The organism is Paraflavitalea soli, from assembly GCF_003555545.1.
In the GTDB taxonomy this organism is placed as follows: Bacteria; Bacteroidota; Bacteroidia; order Chitinophagales; family Chitinophagaceae; genus Paraflavitalea; species Paraflavitalea soli.
Genome location: NZ_CP032157.1, coordinates 3,173,514 through 3,193,321, shown reverse-complemented (window position 1 = coordinate 3,193,321; position 19,808 = coordinate 3,173,514). Strand labels below are relative to the sequence as shown.

Genomic DNA, 19,808 nt, shown 5'->3' with positions numbered 1-19,808 from the left:
TCATGTCCTATAAAATTTGCGCATTCGGTTGTACAGGCTAATCAAACGATTGCATAAAGGATGTACGATTTTCATCATGCATGTTGAGCAGGTTTATCTTATAAATTCAGGGCTGAATTAACAGAATAACAGCAAAAAACGGAATTCATCAACAGGGCTGTTAGCCAAACAAAAAAGCTTATGAGATTACAATCGCTCATGCCAGCGAAAAGCATTGCTTTTTGCGTCTTACTGGGTATTACCTGCGGAAACACTGCCTATTCCTTTTCCGGCAACCAGGTGTCACCTACAATTGCTATCCCGGGCAGGGATACCATTCCGGGCAAAAAGGATACCACATTGGCCCATGCAGCAGCGCCCAAACAGGTAGCTGCGCAAACTACGCTCTCCAAAGACGGCAAGATCAACATCCGGCCGCTAAGCTTTACTCCTTTCATTACAGCACAACAGTATGTAAAAGGCAACCTCGCCGGTGTATATGTACAGGAACCCTCCGGTGAGCCTGGTACGGATCAGAACCTATTTGTACGCGGTATTGCGATGCCTTTACTGAGTAAAAGAGAATTGTTCGATAACCAGGCGGCTGTTTATCTCAATGGCATTCCGCTGGCTACTGAAAATCCCTTCGCCTATGAAATACAACAATATGATTTCAACCGCATCGGGCCCGCTACCAACCTGCTGGCTACGCTCAATATAGACAATGTGGAATCTATTGAGGTGATCAAAGATCCCGCAAAACTGGCGCTCCTGGGGCCCGTGGCTGCCAACGGCGCCATCTGGATCACTACCAAAGCGGCCAGCTCAGGCTTTCGCCAGATCAATGTGAATGCCTACTTTGGTTTTGCACCACAGGAAAGAGTGACGGCCATCAATGGTGTTTATGAAAACAATTTCCGTCTCCCTTTTTATGATAAGTATGGCACGCTGGCCGACCGGTTCAACTACCCGGCCTACCTGAAAGATTCTTCCAATGCCGATTATTATGGCCGTTCCAACTGGACGGACCTGTATTATAAGAACCAGGCCTTGTACAACCTCGACCTCAGCCTGACCGGCGGATCGGACAGGGCCAATTTCCGTTTCTTCGGCGCTGCTACCCGCAATGCGAATTCGGCCGACGAAACTTCCCTGCAACGGTACAATGCTTCCTTCTCCATCAATGTATTGCCGCTGAGCTGGGTCACGGTTTCTTCGATGATCAATGGTACGCATATGATCCGCAACCGCAACCGCAATTTTGTGGACCGGCTGGCAGAAGCACGTTACCTGCCCGATGTATCGAACCCGCTGCCGCCCAATAAGAGTGTATACAGTAATTATTTGTCGGAGTTTGATGAGAATGTAAAGGATGATAACAAGACGACTGCTGTGCAGGGTTACTTCAATATCCTGGCGAAGATGAAAGGTGTTCGCTACAATGGCGGCATTTCCTTCGACTACAATGAAGGCACACGGGATGTATTCTATCCCACGCAATTGCTGGAAGGCAACAACTTTGTGAGCAATTACTTTGGGTTTAACCAGCGCTTTATTTTCAACAATACGCTCGGATATACTTTCAGGATCAACGATGACAATAAAATAGACGTGGAACTGGGGCAGAACTACCAGACCACGCTCAATAAGTTTGAATATGCCTATGCCTACAATGGGCCTAACAATTTCATCAAGCTCAATATCGTAGAAGGAGATATCAATAAAACGAATTACCTCCAGTCACAGGGCTTCGATGTTTTCTATCATCCTTCCAACCAGAAAGCGGCCGTAGCTTCTTTCTTTGGCAAAGCTGCCTGGAATTACAAGGAGCTGCTGGACGTTACAGCCGTGGCGCGTCGCGATGGCTCTTCTGTCATGCAGCAGGATAACCGCTGGTATACAGGCTTCGGGCTTTCGGCTTCCTTTGATCTGTACAAAGCCTTGTTGAAGGATAGCAGGGCGCTCAGCGCACTCCGCGTGTCAGCGTCTTATGGCAGGAATGGCAAACTGTTGTCGGACGACCGCTTTGCCGGTGGCCCCAACTACCGCTCCGATCTTTCCTGGACCGGTGCGCCTTCCATTGGCAGTTATGCGGGCCTGCCTGGTATTTCCCGTCCTTACACCGCCGGCTGGGTAGGATATGGCATTCCCTGGGCTTATGTAGAGCAGGCAACTGCGGGTGTGGAAGCCAGCTTGCTGAAGGACAAACTACAGGTACGGCTTGATGTGTATAGCAAAACAGATAAGGACATGCTATTGCCTGTACCCGTGCCGGCAGAATATGGTTATAAATCTGCTTACGCTTCAGGCATGGATGTCAACAACAGCGGGGTAGACCTTACGGTACAAGCGGCTGTGTTGGCTGGTGGAAAACACAAACCAGCGCTTAGTCTGCAGGCCAACCTCAATTATAATAAGAACGAACTGAAAGCCCTGCCCAAGGGTCTGAACCAGGTAGTGATCAACGATCACCTGCTGCAGGTGGGCCAGCGTATAGATGCATTCTGGTTATACAAAAATGAAGGTATCTACAACAGCGATGCCGAAGTGCCGGTAAAGCCGGGTACCTCACAGCCGCTGACTTACCAGGGTGTGGCGCTGAAGGCAGGTGATGCCCGCTGGAAAGATGTGAATGGCGATTTCACCATCAACGAAGATGATAAAGTATTGTCGGGCCAATCACTGCCCAAGGTGACCGGTGGATTTGGCGGCAACCTGGCTTATGGCTCCTTCAACCTCGATTTCCATTTCTACTTTGCCCTGGGGCATAAACTGCTGAATAAATACGCTGCCCAGCGCCTCGACTTCATCAATACGGATGCTTCTTCCGGTATCGATGGGGTGAAAGAGATCACGTACTGGGAAAAGAAAATGGACCTCTCGGGTTATCCGATGTACAATCCCTGGAGCAATGCGATCCCTTATCGCCTTGACCAGGACCTCTTCCTCGACGATGCTTCTTTTGTAAAGCTGCGTTCCGTAACCCTGTCGTATAACCTCATCACGGGCTGGAAAGGCATGGGGAAAAGCCAGGTGTTCAGGGAGGCGACTATGTATGTGACCGGCGCCAACCTCTTTACTATTACACCCTTCAAAGGAGATGATCCTGAACTGGTGCAATACAATGGCCTGTATACCGGCGCGGGGTTGCCGATCCAGCGTTCCATTATCCTTGGTTTCAAAATAGCGTTATAATCATTCAACATCATAATCTCCCATAGTATGACCGGGAAAAAAATAATAACTGTTTCACTCACGGCCCTTCTGTTTACTGCTTCTGTGCCGTTCAGCGCCTGCAACAAACAGCTGGACATCAATTCTACCCGTCAATCGGATGAAGCGAACAGCTGGAAGAGCATTGACGATGCCCGCTCGGGCCTGATGGGCATCTATGGCCTGTTCCGTGCGGCAGTAGCCGACAACAATACCCATTGGCTGATGGGAGAGTTGCGTAATGGCGACTTCACTTCGCTGAAGCGGCCCGATCTTAAAGCGATCATCGAAGGCAAGCTCAATGCCTCTTATCCCGTGATCGAAAGTATTACCAACTGGCGCCGGTTCTATGCCGCTATCAATGCCTGCAACCTGTTCATTGAACGTTCCGGAGAAGCCATGGCAGATGCCCGCTATACCGGTGTCAATCATAAGATCGATGTGGCGCAGGCCCGTGTGTTGAGAGCTTTCATGTACTACTATATTGTACGCATCTGGGGTGATGTACCCTTGCTTACCAAATCATACGACAACGGCAGTTTTAAAACCTTCGCCCGCAGTCCTCAGCAGGATGTACTGGGCTTTGCCGTACGGGAGATCGAAGAGGCGGCCCCGCTGCTGCCTTATGTATATGGCAATGGAGACCCTGTATTGCCCGGTCTCGTATACCATACCAAGACCTACGATCAATGGAGAAATACACTGATCAATAAAGTATCGGCCTATGCTATCCTGGCGCATATCACCGCTTTGCAAGGCAACTATTATGCAACAGCCGGTTATACCGATTTCGTGATGCAAAACTATAGCAAGATCGGCATCAACTACCTGTCGGTAGCGGACCTCACGGGCAAAACGGGCATCTTCAACGAGCTGGCCGGCGACCTGGCATCGGATCAGAACCAGTTTATCTCGTTCAATTTTATCAAGGGAATGGGGGAGTCGTCCGTATCAGGCCATATTGAACAGCTCACGCTGGCCTACCCGCTGGTGTCGAAGCAATTGCCCGATATCTATATCACCAATGATACACTGGCATCGATGTTCCCCACCAGCAATGGGCAGGACCTTCGCTTTGGTACTGATACTTCCAGCGTAGACCAGGGAACACCCACGCTCTACCGAAATGCTTATATCACCGGTTATGGTGAGGAGATCCCCATCTTCAGCAAGATCAAATCCATCAATGGTGGTATTGCCGGCGAGCAACAATTCAACGTGTTTACATCAGCCATCCTCTTCACCCGCCTGGAAGAGATCAGCCTGCTGCGCGCAGAAGCGCTGGCAGTACTGGGACATGTGGACGATGCGGCTGCGCTGCTCAACAATATCCAGTCAAGAAGAGGGGTGAAGGCTTTTGATCCGGCGGTGCCTGGCGCCGATCTGATCAAAGAAATATTTGAAGAACGCCGCCGTGAACTGGTGGGTGAGGGCTGGCGCTGGTACGACCTGGTACGTTATCACAAGATCAAAAAAGACAGCCCCGCCTTCAATGCACTGATCAGCAATGGCGGTATCTACTGGCCGGTAGCCAGGGAAGTGATCAACAACAATCCCAATATCACACAGAACAGTTACTGGAAATAACGGCCCGGAAAATCACTACACCAAAAAGAACATGCACATGCACATTCATCATAAAACATGCTTACTGGCCGGCGTAATCGCCCTGGTGGTCCTTGCCGGTTGTAAGAAAGACGACACGTATTACAACTACGATAAGGAGACCAGTGTATTCAACGGCAATAGTTATGAGTACCTGCAAAAGGGCGGTGGTCTATTTGATTCCATGCTGCTGGTCATCAACCGTTGTACCGGACTGAAGGATTCGCTCGTGCGCGGCAAGGTTACCTTATTTGCCATCAACAACAACAGTTTTAACCTGGCCATGAAAAACCTCAACCTGCGCAGGGCTACGATGGTGCCGGCAAGGCCGCCGCTTTCACTGGCCACGCTCGATTCTACACAACTGGATACACTGACCTGCCGGTACATCCTCAGCGACCTCTATGCTACGGATCGGGTAGTGAACAATGCAGACGGTATCCAGGCGCCGGCCATCAAATACGGCTACCGGATGAACCTCCTGTACGAAAGGATCAATGCTGCCGGTTACCAGGGTGGGGGACCACAACAATTGTTCTTCAGTGATCCCAAGCAAACACCATTTGAAGTATTCTGGGTGACTACGAAAACACAGATCGTGAATGTGAAGACCACCAATGGCATCGTTCATGTGCTTTCTTCAGGTCACGATTTCGGATTCGGCAATGAATTCGTGGAAAGAATGAACCGGTAATACAACAAACCTTCAACAGCCAAAACAAACGACTTATGAATTATACTCCATGGCGGCGCTGCTTTTACATCCTTGCAATGGGCATCCTGGTCACTGGTGCCGGGGCCTGTAAAAAACTGGTGCCTGAATACCGTGAAGCCCTTAGCCCGGAAGCCGGCTTTGCTCAGACTACCTTCGAGCCGGTGACAGGACGTACCACGATGTACTCCAACGTATTTTCCAATCCCAACAACAGTACTTCTTACCCGATCGATTTCAAGATCGTGAATGCCCGCCGTTTCAGTGGCGAGGCAGCACCGGAACTCACGGATATTTTCCCGGTGCAGGTATGGAAGGAAGCTTATACGGGCAAAGAGGCTTCACTGGCAGAGATAGAAAAGAAAAGGGCTACGGAATACCACAACGTATTTGAGGTAAGGAAACATTCCGGTGATTTCGTGATGTGGTCTTCTTCCAACTCAAAGATCCTCCGCTGCCAGGCCGACTCGGGTTATATATTCGACATTGAGATGAGCAATGGGGGAGGGCGCCGTTATTTCCGCAATATGCGCCTCATGCCATACCGCGAAAGGCCCTACGAACCCTCCAACCTCAATGCGGTGACAGGGCAGTCTGTATCCAACGGGATATTTCCCTCTGTGACCACCAATATCAAAGGCGACTCTACCAACCTGTCGCTGTCGCCAGCCGACATCGATGTGTATATCCGCAAAGCCAATGATGGCAAGCCTGGCGGCAATTCCATATCCTTTATGTTCCTCGATAAATATTTCCAGCCTATCAATCCCAACAAGTTTGCTTTGACGGACTGGAACAACCTCCTGCACGGCTTTAACATGCAGAAGACGGCTACCAAAGTTACTTATGACGTAGCTTATCCCATGCCACTCGTTCAACTGCCTACGCGCTTTACAACGGCCGATGGCAGAAGGTGCAGTGTAAGGTTTTCCTGGGCGCGCATCGGCTTTGGCGGTATGCAGCAGGTGGCTATACTCGGACTGGACTTCGCCATCTTCGAAGGCGGCAACTGGGAGATCGTGTTTGCATTTAAAAAAGACAACCCCAAATTCACCAATGACTAATCCAAACACTTTAACAAAGAAACTCAATACCAACGTTATGAGACCATTCATAGCTATACTCCTGTTGTTGTTGCTGTGTGGCATTAGCCCATTGGGGGTATTGGCACAGCAGGAGAAGATCAAAGTACAGGGCGTGGTGACCAGCAAGGTCGATAACACTTCCAAGGCAGGGGTTACCATCTCTGTAGGTAAGAAAGTGATCGGTACCACTGATAAGGATGGTGCTTTTACGGTGTCAGTAGAACCCGGCGCCACCCTCATCTTCACCTTCAGCGGATTCGGCGCCGAGAAAAAACTGGTAACGAAAACTACTGTCCGCCTCGAAGTGGTGATGGCGCCCAAAGATGAGGCCATGACGGAGATCGTGGTACAGGGTTTTAAAAGAGCCACCCGGGAAACGACCACCGGTTCTACTGTGGTGATCAGCGGTAAGCAACTCCAGGACGTACCTGTTTCCAACGTGATGGAATTGCTGCAGGGTAAGGTGCCCGGTTTAAATATCCAGAACAATACCGGTTCTCCCGGTTCTATGGGAACCGTCAACCTGCGTGGTATCTCCAGTACCCAGGTAAACAGCAGCGGTTTCTTAACACCTACTTCTCCGCTTTTTGTAATAGATGGTGTGCCCGTGGATGCCAATACCAATTATGAGTATGGCTTTCAGGGTGGCGGCCCGGGTATCAGTCCCCTGGCGCTGATACCTCCCGAAGACATTGAGCAAATGGAATTCCTGAAAGATGCAGCAGCCACTTCACAATATGGTTCCCGTGGTGCTTATGGGGTGATCATCGTGACTACCAAAAGAGGCCGCTCCAAAATACCGATCGTTTCCTATTCAGGTTCTTTCTTCGTCAACTATGCACCGCCTCAGCGTAAGGTGATGGGCGGAAATGAAGAGCGCCGCGCCAGGATCAGCCAGATCCTCAATTACGATACTTCGTATACCAATGCGATGCGGCTAATTAATTCCACCTCTTTCCTGTCAGATTCGCTCAATCCTTATTACAATAATTCGACTGACTGGCAGGACCTGTTCTTCCGCTCAACGAGGAACCAGACGCACAACGTGAATATTTCCGGGGGCGACCAGACCTTCAACTATAAGACGAACCTCAACTATTATTCAGAAGAGGGGATCATGCGCAATACCGGTTTCAAAAGATATACGCTTGGCATGGACGCCCTGTACCAGCCTTCCGAACGTTTCCGGATGGTAACCAACCTGAAAGGATCGATGGGACAGCGCAACAATGGCAGCGGGCTGGGCCTGGAGCAGGTGGATATCAAGAAAGCATCCAACCTGTCATCGTTGTTGTCGCCGGCGTATTATGCCGACTTCAACCAGGCAGCAGCGGGTAAGGAGGTAAAAGATGATAACAAAAGCATCAACCTATCTACCTCGCTCGATATCCAGTATGAGCCGATTAAAGGCCTGCGCCTGTCCAACCTGTTTACCTATAATATCATTACGGGCAGCTCCAGCAAGTTCAGACCTTCTTTTATCAACGACAATATTCCGGAATACTATAGCTACAACGACAAGACCTATACTTTGTACGACCGGGCGGCCATCAATTATATCCGCTCCTTTGGCCGGCACAACCTGAACGTCTTTGCGTTTAATGAATTATCCTCTTATGGGTTCCGGGCAAATGCGATGCTGCTGTCACAAACAGCCAATGATCAGATCGAAGGACCGGTGGGTTACAACTGGACCCGTACGAAGGGAGGAACGCTGAACAATGCAAAGGATACCCGGATACACGGTTATGGCGGAACGATCCAGTATAACTTCGATACCAAATACGTGATCGACTTCAGCTACCGACTGGATGGAACTTCAACCAATGGTCCTTCTACCGGCTATACCCAGAACCCATCTATCAGCGCCCGCTGGAATTTCAACCGGGAGAACTTCTTTGCGGATAAAGCCTGGTTAAGCTACGGATCATTACGTGCCAGCTGGGGCAAGAACATTGTACCTACGGGCAGCATCTTCGATGTGTTCGGTACTTACCGCGTGGGCAATAATTATAACGATGATCCTACGGTATATATCGACTGGGGCAATATTCCCAATGATAATTTCAAACCGCAAACCAAGACGAAGTTCAACCTCGGTGCGGAAATAGGCCTCTTCAACAATGCCATCAACGCCACCTTTGAGACCTACTACGAATCATTGGACAATGAAGTGGTGGATGTAAAACTGTCGACAGAGAATGGCTTTTCAACCATCAAGTCCAACGCCCGCAGTATCGTTAACTATGGTTTCGAGTGGATGATCACCGGCCGTTTGTTGCCACAGGGTAAACCCCTGCAATGGACAATTGGGGTGACCGGAGCGTACAACAATATGGTGCTTACCCAACTACCCAATAATGGACGTCAGCTGATCCAGCCGTTCACGGATAATGACGGGGCTCAGGTGCCCCTTGTATACAGGCTGGGTAAAGCGCCTTTCTCCAACCTGGTATACAACAATGAAGGGGTATATGCCAGCACGGCCGATGTACCGGTGAATCCGCAAACGGGGCTTCGTATGCAGAATGGCCGCAACAGTGGTGTATTCTTCCAGGGAGGAGATCCTATCTGGACAGACATCAACGGAGATTATGTGATCGACGAGCAGGACCTCGTATCGGCTGGTAACCCGGTGGCAAAGATCAACGGGGGGATCAATTCGATGCTCACGTACAAAAACTGGACGCTCGCGATCAATGCCAGCTATACCTTGATGAGGGACCTGCTGAATGTGACGCAGGCCAAAACCTTCCAGAATTTTTATAATCCTACCTCTCCCAATGCACTGGTACCGATCAGTGAATATGATTTCTGGAAACCCGGTGCGGACAAGACCTCCGGCAATGTGGCCAAATATCCCAATCCGTTTGATTTCAGGAGAGCAGCGGCTATCAACCCTTATCGCGCGGATCAGACGCTCTTTATGGAAGACGGTTCTTACTGGAAGATCAACAACGTTACGTTCAAATACAATTTCAACCGCAACTGGACGAAGAGAATGGGTATTACATCAGCCAATGTGTATGTGACATTCAATAACGTGTACACATTTTCAAACTACTCAGGACCCGATCCCGAGCTGGTCACGCAACTGGGCAGGGACAACTCCGGCGGCTATCCCAATCGCAGAAGCATGGCGCTGGGAGCCAATATCCAATTCTGATAAAGGCTGAATAGTATCAACGAAAACAAGTAAATGCAGAACATGAAAAAGACGCTTTTCCTTTCCATTACGATACTGACACTGCTGGTGGCAGGAGCCGGTTGTAAGAAATTCCTCAACCTCGATCCGCTCAGCAACCTGTCGGGCAATAACTTCTGGCAAACAGAAGCGGACGTTGACAATTATACGAATGGCCTTTTTGAATTATACCGGGCGGCTACTTTCCGCAGCAATATGAAGGCCGAAGGCGGTACGGATGAATTTCCATTCTTCGCTTTTTCCGGTGATATGCGCTTTGCGCCGATCTATGAGCCTTCCAATAGTCCATGGGGGCGTACTTATGTGCAGTTCCTGCGCACCAATAACCTCAATCCCATTGTGCGTGGTACCTATAACTGGGGCGGTAATAACTGGTCGGACATCTTTACCACAGAGCGTTTCATGAACTGGGACCGCCTTTTCAAAGTAGTGGCTTCTGCCAATATCCTGGTGGAAGAAATAGAAAAGGTAAAGGCACTGACGCCTGAGAAAAAAGCAAAGTACAGGGCTGAAGGGGTGTTTATGCGCAATATGGCGTATTTCACCATGGTGCGGGTGTTTGGTGACGTGCCTTATTACACCAATGCCTACAATTCGAAAGCCCTGCCCCGGACGCCCATGGTAGAAGTGTTGAAGAACTGTGTGGCTGATATGGCTGCTTACGAAAAAGACCTGCCCTGGACCTATGATGATGCTGCCCGCCGTGCAGTACGCGGTATGCGCGGAGGTGCACTGGCACTGCTGATGCATATGAATATGTGGCTTGCCTCTTTCGATGGGGGTAATGCGCTCGCACACTACAACGATGCCATTGCTTTTGGTGAAGAACTGATCAAACAGAATGGCGGCGCCTATGAGCTGATACCCTATACCAACCGCCAGTTCCGGACGGTATTCCGTGGCCGTTCGAAAGAGGGGCTGTTTGAGATGCCCCAGAACTCCAACTATGGGGAGAGCTTTGGCTGGTCTTTCTTTTCCGATCATATTACGCGTTACCGCATCAATGCGACGGAAACAAGGAATACCTATCTCTATTACGAACAAAAATACCTGGATGAGATCTATCCTGTGGGACAGCCCGATATACGCCGCAGTGAATGGTACGAAGATATCTATTCCACTACCGGCCGGTTTTGGCTCACCAAGTACAGTAATATATTCCAGACAGAGAATAACTCCAGTTATGTAGATGATAGCCAGATCGTATTCAGGCTCGGCGAATCTTACCTGCTGCTGGCAGAAGCATATGCCAATGTGGGTCGTTCACCAGAAGCGATCACTGCCCTGAATACCATCCGTACGCGGGCAGGGGCAACGGTATATACCGGTCAGCCGGGCGATGACCTGAAGAAAGCCATCTGGTATGAGCGCTGTAAAGAGTTGATCGGAGAGGGGCATTTTTCTTATGATATGATCCGCACTAAAAATGTGCTGGATCCCAAACTTTCCTTTGGCAATTCAATATCAGTGGAAGACTATAAGAATGGCGCCTGGACCTGGCCGCTGAGCAATGCCGTACGCGCCAATAATCCTTCCATCATTTTAAATAACTACTGGAACTGATCCGGCTCAACAGCAATACTATGAACGTCATTAATAAAATACTACCGTTTGCCCTGCTGCTCTTTGTGATGAGCAGTTGCAACAAGAGCAATTACCAGGATGGGGGCACACTGGACCCTGTATTCAAAGGTTCTACTTTTGATTATCTCCAATCAAGGCCGGATATGTTCGACTCCCTGTCGAAGGTGATCCGCCTGGCAGGTCTCGAACAAACACTGAAAAGCGAGGAGGTGACTTTCTTTGCTCCACCGCAGGAGACTATTGGAAAGACTATACGGATCGTCAACCTGCTGTTAAAATCCTACGGCAAGGATACTGTGTACAACCTGCGCCAGATAAAACCGGCCGTATGGAAGAAAATGCTGAACCGGTATATCTTCAAACACAAAAAGTCGCTGACGGATTATCCGCAGGTTGACTTTTTGAACGTACCTGTTTTTCCTGGTCAGTCGTATGTTTCTTACGGAGGCGATATTATGAACATTGGGGTAAAGTATGGTGATGCCGGCGGTGTGCAGTATGCAGGGGAAAGGAGTTTGTATCTTTCGTTCATCGCCTCACTTTCGTCGCCCACCAATTCCTGGATCAACGCCCCTGTGGCTACCTGCAATGTGACCACCAGCAATGGTTATGTACATGTACTCAGGTTTGCTACCAATCTCAATATTACTATTACAGGAGGTATTATCGTACTCGATTTTACGGATCATTATTTTGGGTTCGATCCTTTCCTGTTTTACAACGATGCGCTGGACTATGGTATCGATCCGTAAAGACCCTTCAACAACTAACACATTCAATGGAAGCTTATGAAAATAATGCATCAACGATATAAGAAAACAAACTGGCTGCTGCTGCCGGTACTGGCCGGCTTACTACTGGCAGGCTGCAAAAAAGATGACGAGAACCGCGTGCAACTTTACCCCGATGGCCCGAAGGCAGCTATCAAATTCCTCGATGGACTTCCTTCTCCTTCACAGGGAAGGGCGGGTACCATTGTTACTTTTAAAGTAATGGGCTTAAAAGGCAAGGAAAGTAAATTCAAATTCCTGATCGGACAACTGGAAACAGAGATCATGACGGTGGGTGACAGCAGCATTTCGGTGCGTATCCCTGCCGATGCCATCACGGGCGGTGCAGCGGTGGAATTTGACAACCAGTATTTCTTTGGTCCGGAGTTCCGTGTGCGGGGTAACCTGATCATCGATCCTTCTTTTGTAGCCTATAATGGCGCGCGGGGTCCCATTCTTGATATTGTGAACGCTACCAGTGTGGCCGGTTCCTATATCATTGCGGGTTCCTTCACCAATTATAATAGCCTGGCTACTCCTGCTGCTCCGATCTATGATATTGCCAAGATCGACAAAACGGGCACCCTCACGGCTTCCAATAAAATGCTCACCCGTACCGGTACCGAAGGCGGTGTTATTTACTCCATCACGCCACTGGCCAGTGGTAATTACCTGGCGAGTGGCTTCTTTACAAAATACAACGAGCGGGGCGGCATTTATTCCATTACCCGTATGTACCAGCGTGCACAATTGGATTCGATGACGGTTGACCTGGTGAACCCGGATCCGATCAATAACCCTAATGACAGCAAAGACACCGTAGCTTCCTTCAATGGCGGCGTAAATGGCGCCATCCTGTATAGTTATGAAACGGATGATGAACAGATCATTGCCGTGGGCAATTTTACGGAATACCGGAGCAACTACTATACCCGGTCTACCAAGGCCAACAAAGTGGCCAACCGGGTATTGATGCCCCAGGTGCTTAAAATGAATGCAGATGGTTCGCTCGATTCCAGTTTCAATTACAACCTCACCCTGCACAAAGGCAATCCCGGTGGCAATGGTCCTATAGTAGCAGCCATCCGCATATCAGGCGGTCGTGTGTTGTTAGTAGGCGCCTTTACCACTTTTAACGGACAAACGGCCAGCCGGATCGTTTGCCTGGATGAGTGGGATGGAGCGATCAGTGCCGATTTCAATACGGGATCAGGTGCGGACAATGTTATTTCTTCGGTGACCTATAATGAAGAGACGGACCGCATTTTATTGACAGGCGACTTTCACTCCTTCAATGGCATTGCGGCCAATGGCGTGGTGATGCTAAAGCCGGATGGCAGTGTAGATCAAAGTTTCCAGTTGCGGAGTACGACCAACGGTAAGGTGACCTATGCTGCACAACTCAACTCCGGTGATGTGATCGTGGCCGGCACTTTCCAAAAGTACGATGAGAAGGTGCGCCCTGGTTTTGCTTACCTCGGTCCCGACGGTAAGGCCATTACAGGTTACAACAATACCGGTACGTTTACCGGAAGGATCTATAAAATGATAGAAAGGACCACCGACCTGGGTTACCCGGGCGTGATACTGGTGGGTGATTTCAACAAATTCGATAATACGGACGTAAGCAATATTGTATACCTGGAGATCAGGAAGTAAACCATAAACGGACATTCAATTTAATACCATGCGTGCACAAAAGACGAAATACAGCAGCCAGGGCAGAAGAGGATGGGGACCTATGGTCTTGCTTGGCTTCCTGGCAGTCACGGCTGCTTTTATTGCCTGTAACAAAACATTCGACAATACCCTTCAACAGGATTATGGAGCTGATGGGGGAGCGGGTAAGAAACAAAAAATGCTGGTCATCATTGTCGACGGAGCCGTTGGCGGCGAAGTACAACGTATGCAGGCACCCTTCCTGACGGTGTTGGCTGATAATGCGATCTATTCCTTTGACGGACTCACTGATACCTATAAGGACCCGGTAACCAATGCCCTGGGATGGACCACCCTGTTGACGGGTGTTACAGCTGCCAAGCACAAGGTGACAGGAGAAGACTTTACGGGCAACGACCTGCAAAACTATCCTTCTTTGTTTACCCGTTTTAAGCAGCAAAAACCCAACCTGAGAACAGTAGCCCTCGGTGCTTCCAATGACTTCATCCAAAACCTGGCGACCGATGCCACGGAGAAGAAAACACTGGCCAGCGATGCTGCGGTGAAAGATGCGGTGGTAGGCGAACTAACCAAGGGTGATGCCGACCTGCTCGTAGCGCAATTCCACGCGGTAGATGTGGCAGGCATGGCAGGCGCTTACAATGCAGATGATGCAGGGTATAAAACAGCGATGCTGAAAACGGATGAGTATATCCAAACGATCGTGGAGACGCTTTCCCACCGGTCTACCTATGCGTTGGAGAACTGGATGGTGATCGTTACTTCCAATAAAGGTTCTGTACTGGCATCTGATCCGGTGGCTGCTGATAAACTGGCTTATGATGATTCGCGCCGCAATACCTTTTTCATTTGCTATGCGCCCAATATGAAAGTATCCTATAAGCCCGGCTCCTTGCCCTTTTCCGGCACCACGCCTGTATACCAGGGGGGCTCAGCTGCAGCAACCAAAGCAGTAGGTACCAATGCCGGTAACCTGCTTGATTTTGGCGCATCAGGTAGTTACACGATCGAGTGTAAGGTGAAAATTCCGTCCGGTAATTATTATTATCCCGCCATCCTGGGGAAAAGGGCTTCTTTCTCGGGCGGCGTAGTGGGCTGGGTATTTTTCCTGGAAGCGGATTACTGGATGATCAATTTCGGACAGACTTCCCTGGGCAACCGGCAGATCCGCGGCGCTTCTATTGCTGATGGCAAATGGCATACGCTCACCGTGACCATCAATCAGCAAAATGCCACCACCCGCCGGGTGGAGACCTTTACCGATGGCGTATACTGGGACGGAGGTATAAGCGATAATACGCGCAATATTAATTCCTATGGTAACCTCAATAGTCCGGCGGCCTTCAATATCGGACAGCTGGCAACTGATAACGTAACAAACCTGGCCAATTACAGCATTACGGATGTAAAGATCTATGATACGGCTTTTGGCCGTGACTATATCCTGGCCAACAGTTGTAAAACATCGCCTGCTCCGGAAGATCCTTATAACCGCAGGTTGGTTGGCTATTGGTCCTGCCGGGAGATCAGCAACCTGTCAACCCCTTCTGGTCAAAAGAAAGCATTGACAGCTATCTCCGGTAAATACAAAGCAGGTGATCCCGCTTATCCCGGTTATACCAATGATAAGCTGGCGCTTTTCCTCAGTGGCAATTACAGCAGCAGCAGTTTTGTGGAAGTTGTGAACAATGTATGCCCCACACCCGATGCCAATTCCTTTAAGGTGGTTCCCAATTCGGTGGATGTGGTGACGCAGGTATTGGGCTGGATGGGTGTCAACCCCAGTGCCTCCTGGAAACTTGATGGCAGCACCTGGTTAACTTCTTTTATGAATTTATAATTACGAAACAGTAGAACTATCGATATGAGCAAACAATTATTCCTGATAGCCTGCACTGCTGTACTGCTGGCGCACTGCGTCAAGAACAAAGAGACTTTCAAGGACGGCAGGGATGAAGGCGGTTTCCCGGCTCCTTCCATCACGGTAGATACCAACAGTTCGGTGATCGATGTGAGCAAATATGCACAGGCACGGGTATTTCCCGGGCTGGTATGTAATACGGAAACGCGGTTGAAGAACCAGGCGGTGACGATGAACCTGAACTACAATTATGTGAAGGAGCACCTGCGCATATCTGTACCACCGGAACCGCAGTTCAGTACCGGCCTGTATGCAGCGCCGGGTGAACTGGTAACCATTGATGTGCCCGCCGATTATAGCTTATCAGTACAGGTGGGCGCCTGGGAGGATAACCTTTCTTCGGTATTGAATGCGCCACGCGATCCATTGATCTATACACGCATGCAGCTGGCGCCCGGCCGCAACTATGTGCGTAATTTATACGGCGGCCATATTTACATCTTTGCTGCGCGGCCGGTAGCCACACCGGTAACGCTTACTTTCAGCGGCGCTGTGAAATCGCCCGATTTCGAATTGGGCAAAACCAACAATGCCGCCTGGACAGCTGCGATCAGAACCTCCTGTGTACCTTACCTGGAGCTCAGGAGCAAGAATATTGTATTTGTAGTGCCCCGCGACTATTGTGTATCCCGCAATATACAGGACCCGGAAAGCATTATGAAAGAGTGGGACAGGGCCATCGATATGGACTATTACCAATGGGAAGGCCTGGCTGAGAACGCCACGGAAGCCTATGACCTGGCGCCTGTATTGCCCTGGCGTGTGGTACAGGATATCAAGCCATCATTAGGATATGGACACAGTGGTTTCCCGGTGGTTACTTATAATGATTATGGCTGGTTTGATGAATTTACCGACCTCACGGCCATCAAAAAAGGATGGGCCTGGGGCACTTTTCACGAAATTGGCCACAACAACCAGCAAGGGGATTACTGGAGCTGGAGTAGCCTGGGTGAAACGTCCAATAACCTCTTTTCCTTTAAGGTATCCCATCGTCAGAGCGTGGAGAAAAATGATCCTTCAGCCTGGCCTCCTTACCATCCCGCAGTTAACTCTATGTTTCCTCAAGCCCTGGCATTTGCTGCGGCTACAGGAACTAAAGATTTCGATGGTACAGATGTGCGTATCAACGATCCTTTTGCCCGCATCACCCCTTTTGTACAAGTGTTTGATAAGATACCGGCCAACTGGGGTTATCCCGGTCAGCCCGATGGCTGGTCTTTCATGGCCGAGCTCTATAAGAAAGCGCGTCGTGCGGTGTATCCTTCCAATAATGACCAGGACAAAAGGGATTTCGTATATGAAACGCTCTGCGATTTCACGAAGACAGACTGGAAACTTTTCTTCCTGGCCTGGGGTATCAATATCAGTTCTGTATCGCTCAATGCGATTGATGCCAAAGGATACAGGCTCCTTACGCAGGAGATCTGGAAATATAACCCCATTACCCGCACGGGCGGTGATACCTATGTAAATGTGTACAGCAGGACCAACTGGACGGTCACTGTCAATTCTGTAAACCCCGAAGGTGGTGGTAAAGATGCGGTGAAAGATGGGAACCTGACTACTTACTGGCATAGCGCTTATGGCCCTACCTCGCCGGTGATCGCTACGATCGATATGGGTATGAAACTCGATATCAAAGGTTTCAGGTTTACTCAACGGCAAGGCGGCGCCCGGAATATCAAGAACCTGAAAGTAGAGACCAGCATTGATAACAGCAACTGGACGCCGGTAGATGGCAGCCCGCTGTTGCTGCAAAAGATCGATGCACAGCAAAACTTTACCCTGCCTTCTGTAGTACGCGCACGGTATTTCAGGCTCACGATCACGGGTCCTGCAGATACCTACAATACTGATGGCAGCATGAATACCAGCATGGCGGAGATCGACGTGATACAGCCATAAACCAAACAACTTTCCTTTACTGAATCATACATGAATATGAACAACCGGAAACTAATTACAGGGGTCTCTTTGCTGGCGGTGGCTATTGCAAGTGTCATTACGATACCTGCCTGTAAAAAATATGCTGATCCGCCTCCCTTCTTTGAGCAGGATGATTCTACCGTAGTGCTTACCACGCGCAAGACCTTGCTGGTGGTGATCGACGGTGGTGTGGCAGATGCTTTCAAAACGATTGCGCCGCCTACCATTACTTCCATGCTGGAGCACGGTAAATATACGTATACGGGCCGCACGGAAGATGTGTCCACTGATGGCGCTTCCTGGAAGTCACTGGCTTCGGGTGTTTCGCAAACACGGCACAGCATCTCAGATAGCACCCTCGTATTCTCCGCGCCTGTAGGTGGCAACGAACATGATGCACCGGCTAACTATCCTTCTTTCATGCAGTACATCCTTACTTCCAGCCGGGCGGATATTGAGACCACGGTGATCAGTCCCTGGGGATATATGATCAACAAGTTATTTCCCGAAGCGGAGAAGCCCATTGCCGTAGCAAATGATGCAGCGGTAAAAGACAGTGCGGTAGCGCAACTGAAGAATGGCAATCCCGATCTCATGATCGCCCATTTCAATGGTATCAATATCGCGGGCAGGGAATACGGATTTGACGCTGCGGTACCCGAATACAAAGCAGCGATCCTGAAAGTGGATGCTTATATCGGTGAACTGATGACGGCGCTCAAAGCCAGGAAGGAATACAATAAGAAAGAAGAATGGCTGGTAGTGGTGACTACCTCCCATGGCGGGATAGGTAAACAATATGGGGGCAGTTCGGCTGCAGAGACGAGCGTATTCACCCTGTATTATAATGAGAACATCAAAAAGCAGGAGCTGATCCGCGGCGGCTTTGCCGGTGTACAACTGACGGGTAAAGATGCCACAGCTATTTCAGCGCAACTGGCTGATGGCAGTGCTTATAATCCGGAGAGGAACCAGCAAACCATACAATTGAAAGTGAAGGGAACATCGGGTTCTTATCCGCATTTCTTCTCCAAAATGGAACGCTGGCCTTCCACATCCGGCTGGTCCTGCTTTGCCTCTGGTGCGGTGTGGGCTATTTCTATCCGGTCTACTACCAGCGGCGAGCGGCGGATACAACCAGGTTCTCCGCCTGTATTCAACAACCAGTGGCATACGCTCACGATCGTATTTGCGGACAGTGCTTCCAAAAAATGGTTGAGAAGGTATACGGATGGCGTGCGTCATGACCAGACGGATATCACCACGAACTATGACAATGGCGGTTCTATTACCAGCACTTCACCCATCAGGCTTGGCTTTGGAGCGGACCCCACCTATACCAGTACTAATTTTTACGCGGCTGATGTGATGATCTTCAATACGGCGCTGAGCGACGACGAGATCAAAAACAATAGCTGCCTGAAGAATGTGAGCCAGCATCCCAAATATGCCAACCTCGTAGGATATTGGCCTGCTGCAGATGGATATGGCGGTCAGTTCCTAAATAAAGCGCCTGCACAGACGAATAACTTTGTACTGAAAGGCAGTTATAAATGGGAAGGACTGGCGGATGTACCTTGTTCAATAGATCCGCTGGGGGCTAACCAGATAGCCGTGCAGCCGGCGAATGTGGACATCGTATCGCAGCTTTTCTACTGGATGCGGATCAATATCCGTTCTGACTGGAGCCTCGACGGCGGCGCCTGGATCAAGACCTTTGAAAGAGAGTTTATTAAGTTGTAGGAAGAGAATTTAGAATACAGAATACAGAATACAGAATACAGAATTCAGAAGAATACACGTTTGCTTCGTTCAAAGGGGTGCACCTACGGCGCACAATACTAAATAAACGTGTTTTTCTGCAAAGCTTTGGCCCCTAAAGGGGCTTTTGCTTCGATAGCCGATCAACCCTAAATAAACGTGTTTTTCTTCTGGAGCGTTTCACCCTTCTTTGTCATCCCGAACGCAGCGAAGCGTAGTGAGAGATCGCTTGCGACACGAACGTTCACTTCGATGCCAGATTTCTCCCTGCGGTCGAAATGACAACCAAGGGTGGTACGTTTCTTCCTTCTTTGTCATCCCGAACGCAGCGCAGCGTAGTGAGAGATCCGCTATCGAAGCAAAC

11 protein-coding genes are annotated in these 19,808 nt (G+C 49.6%); all 11 read left to right on the top strand.

Going from position 1 to position 19,808, the window contains the following annotated elements; genetic code table 11:
* The first annotated feature begins 180 nt into the window (after positions 1 to 180).
* The 11 genes from D3H65_RS11730 to D3H65_RS11680 are packed head-to-tail and all read left to right on the top strand — an operon-like array spanning position 181 to position 19,426.
* Positions 181 to 3,174, top strand: coding sequence for a SusC/RagA family TonB-linked outer membrane protein (locus D3H65_RS11730; RefSeq protein ID WP_119050495.1), 2,994 nt, complete (start codon positions 181 to 183; stop codon positions 3,172 to 3,174).
* Between the two features lie 27 nt (positions 3,175 to 3,201).
* Positions 3,202 to 4,779: a RagB/SusD family nutrient uptake outer membrane protein gene (locus D3H65_RS11725; protein ID WP_119050494.1), complete on the top strand. Its 1,578-nt coding sequence runs from the start codon at positions 3,202 to 3,204 to the stop codon at positions 4,777 to 4,779.
* A gap of 37 nt (positions 4,780 to 4,816) precedes the next feature.
* Positions 4,817 to 5,491 (top strand): hypothetical protein, encoded by a 675-nt coding sequence (locus tag D3H65_RS11720; RefSeq protein ID WP_162915570.1) that lies wholly within the window; start codon positions 4,817 to 4,819, stop codon positions 5,489 to 5,491.
* A 35-nt stretch (positions 5,492 to 5,526) separates the two neighbouring features.
* Positions 5,527 to 6,573, top strand: coding sequence for a DUF5007 domain-containing protein (locus D3H65_RS11715; RefSeq protein WP_119050492.1), 1,047 nt, complete (start codon positions 5,527 to 5,529; stop codon positions 6,571 to 6,573).
* A gap of 37 nt (positions 6,574 to 6,610) precedes the next feature.
* Positions 6,611 to 9,760: a SusC/RagA family TonB-linked outer membrane protein gene (locus D3H65_RS11710; protein WP_162915569.1), complete on the top strand. Its 3,150-nt coding sequence runs from the start codon at positions 6,611 to 6,613 to the stop codon at positions 9,758 to 9,760.
* A 42-nt stretch (positions 9,761 to 9,802) separates the two neighbouring features.
* Positions 9,803 to 11,362 carry a RagB/SusD family nutrient uptake outer membrane protein gene (locus D3H65_RS11705; RefSeq protein ID WP_162915568.1) on the top strand — a complete coding sequence of 520 codons (1,560 nt, stop codon included), beginning with the start codon at positions 9,803 to 9,805 and terminating at the stop codon, positions 11,360 to 11,362.
* A 20-nt stretch (positions 11,363 to 11,382) separates the two neighbouring features.
* Positions 11,383 to 12,135 (top strand): fasciclin domain-containing protein, encoded by a 753-nt coding sequence (locus D3H65_RS11700; RefSeq protein ID WP_119050489.1) that lies wholly within the window; start codon positions 11,383 to 11,385, stop codon positions 12,133 to 12,135.
* Between the two features lie 36 nt (positions 12,136 to 12,171).
* Positions 12,172 to 13,812 (top strand): DUF5008 domain-containing protein, encoded by a 1,641-nt coding sequence (locus D3H65_RS11695; RefSeq protein ID WP_119050488.1) that lies wholly within the window; start codon positions 12,172 to 12,174, stop codon positions 13,810 to 13,812.
* A gap of 28 nt (positions 13,813 to 13,840) precedes the next feature.
* Positions 13,841 to 15,673: a LamG-like jellyroll fold domain-containing protein gene (locus D3H65_RS11690; protein WP_119050487.1), complete on the top strand. Its 1,833-nt coding sequence runs from the start codon at positions 13,841 to 13,843 to the stop codon at positions 15,671 to 15,673.
* Positions 15,674 to 15,697: 24 nt separating this feature from the next.
* Complete coding sequence (locus tag D3H65_RS11685) at positions 15,698 to 17,662, top strand: M60 family metallopeptidase (RefSeq protein WP_119050486.1); 1,965 nt, start codon at positions 15,698 to 15,700, stop codon at positions 17,660 to 17,662.
* 30 nt (positions 17,663 to 17,692) lie between these two features.
* Entirely contained in the window at positions 17,693 to 19,426 is a 1,734-nt protein-coding gene (locus D3H65_RS11680) for an alkaline phosphatase family protein (RefSeq protein WP_119050485.1), read from the top strand.
* Positions 19,427 to 19,808 lie beyond the last annotated feature (382 nt).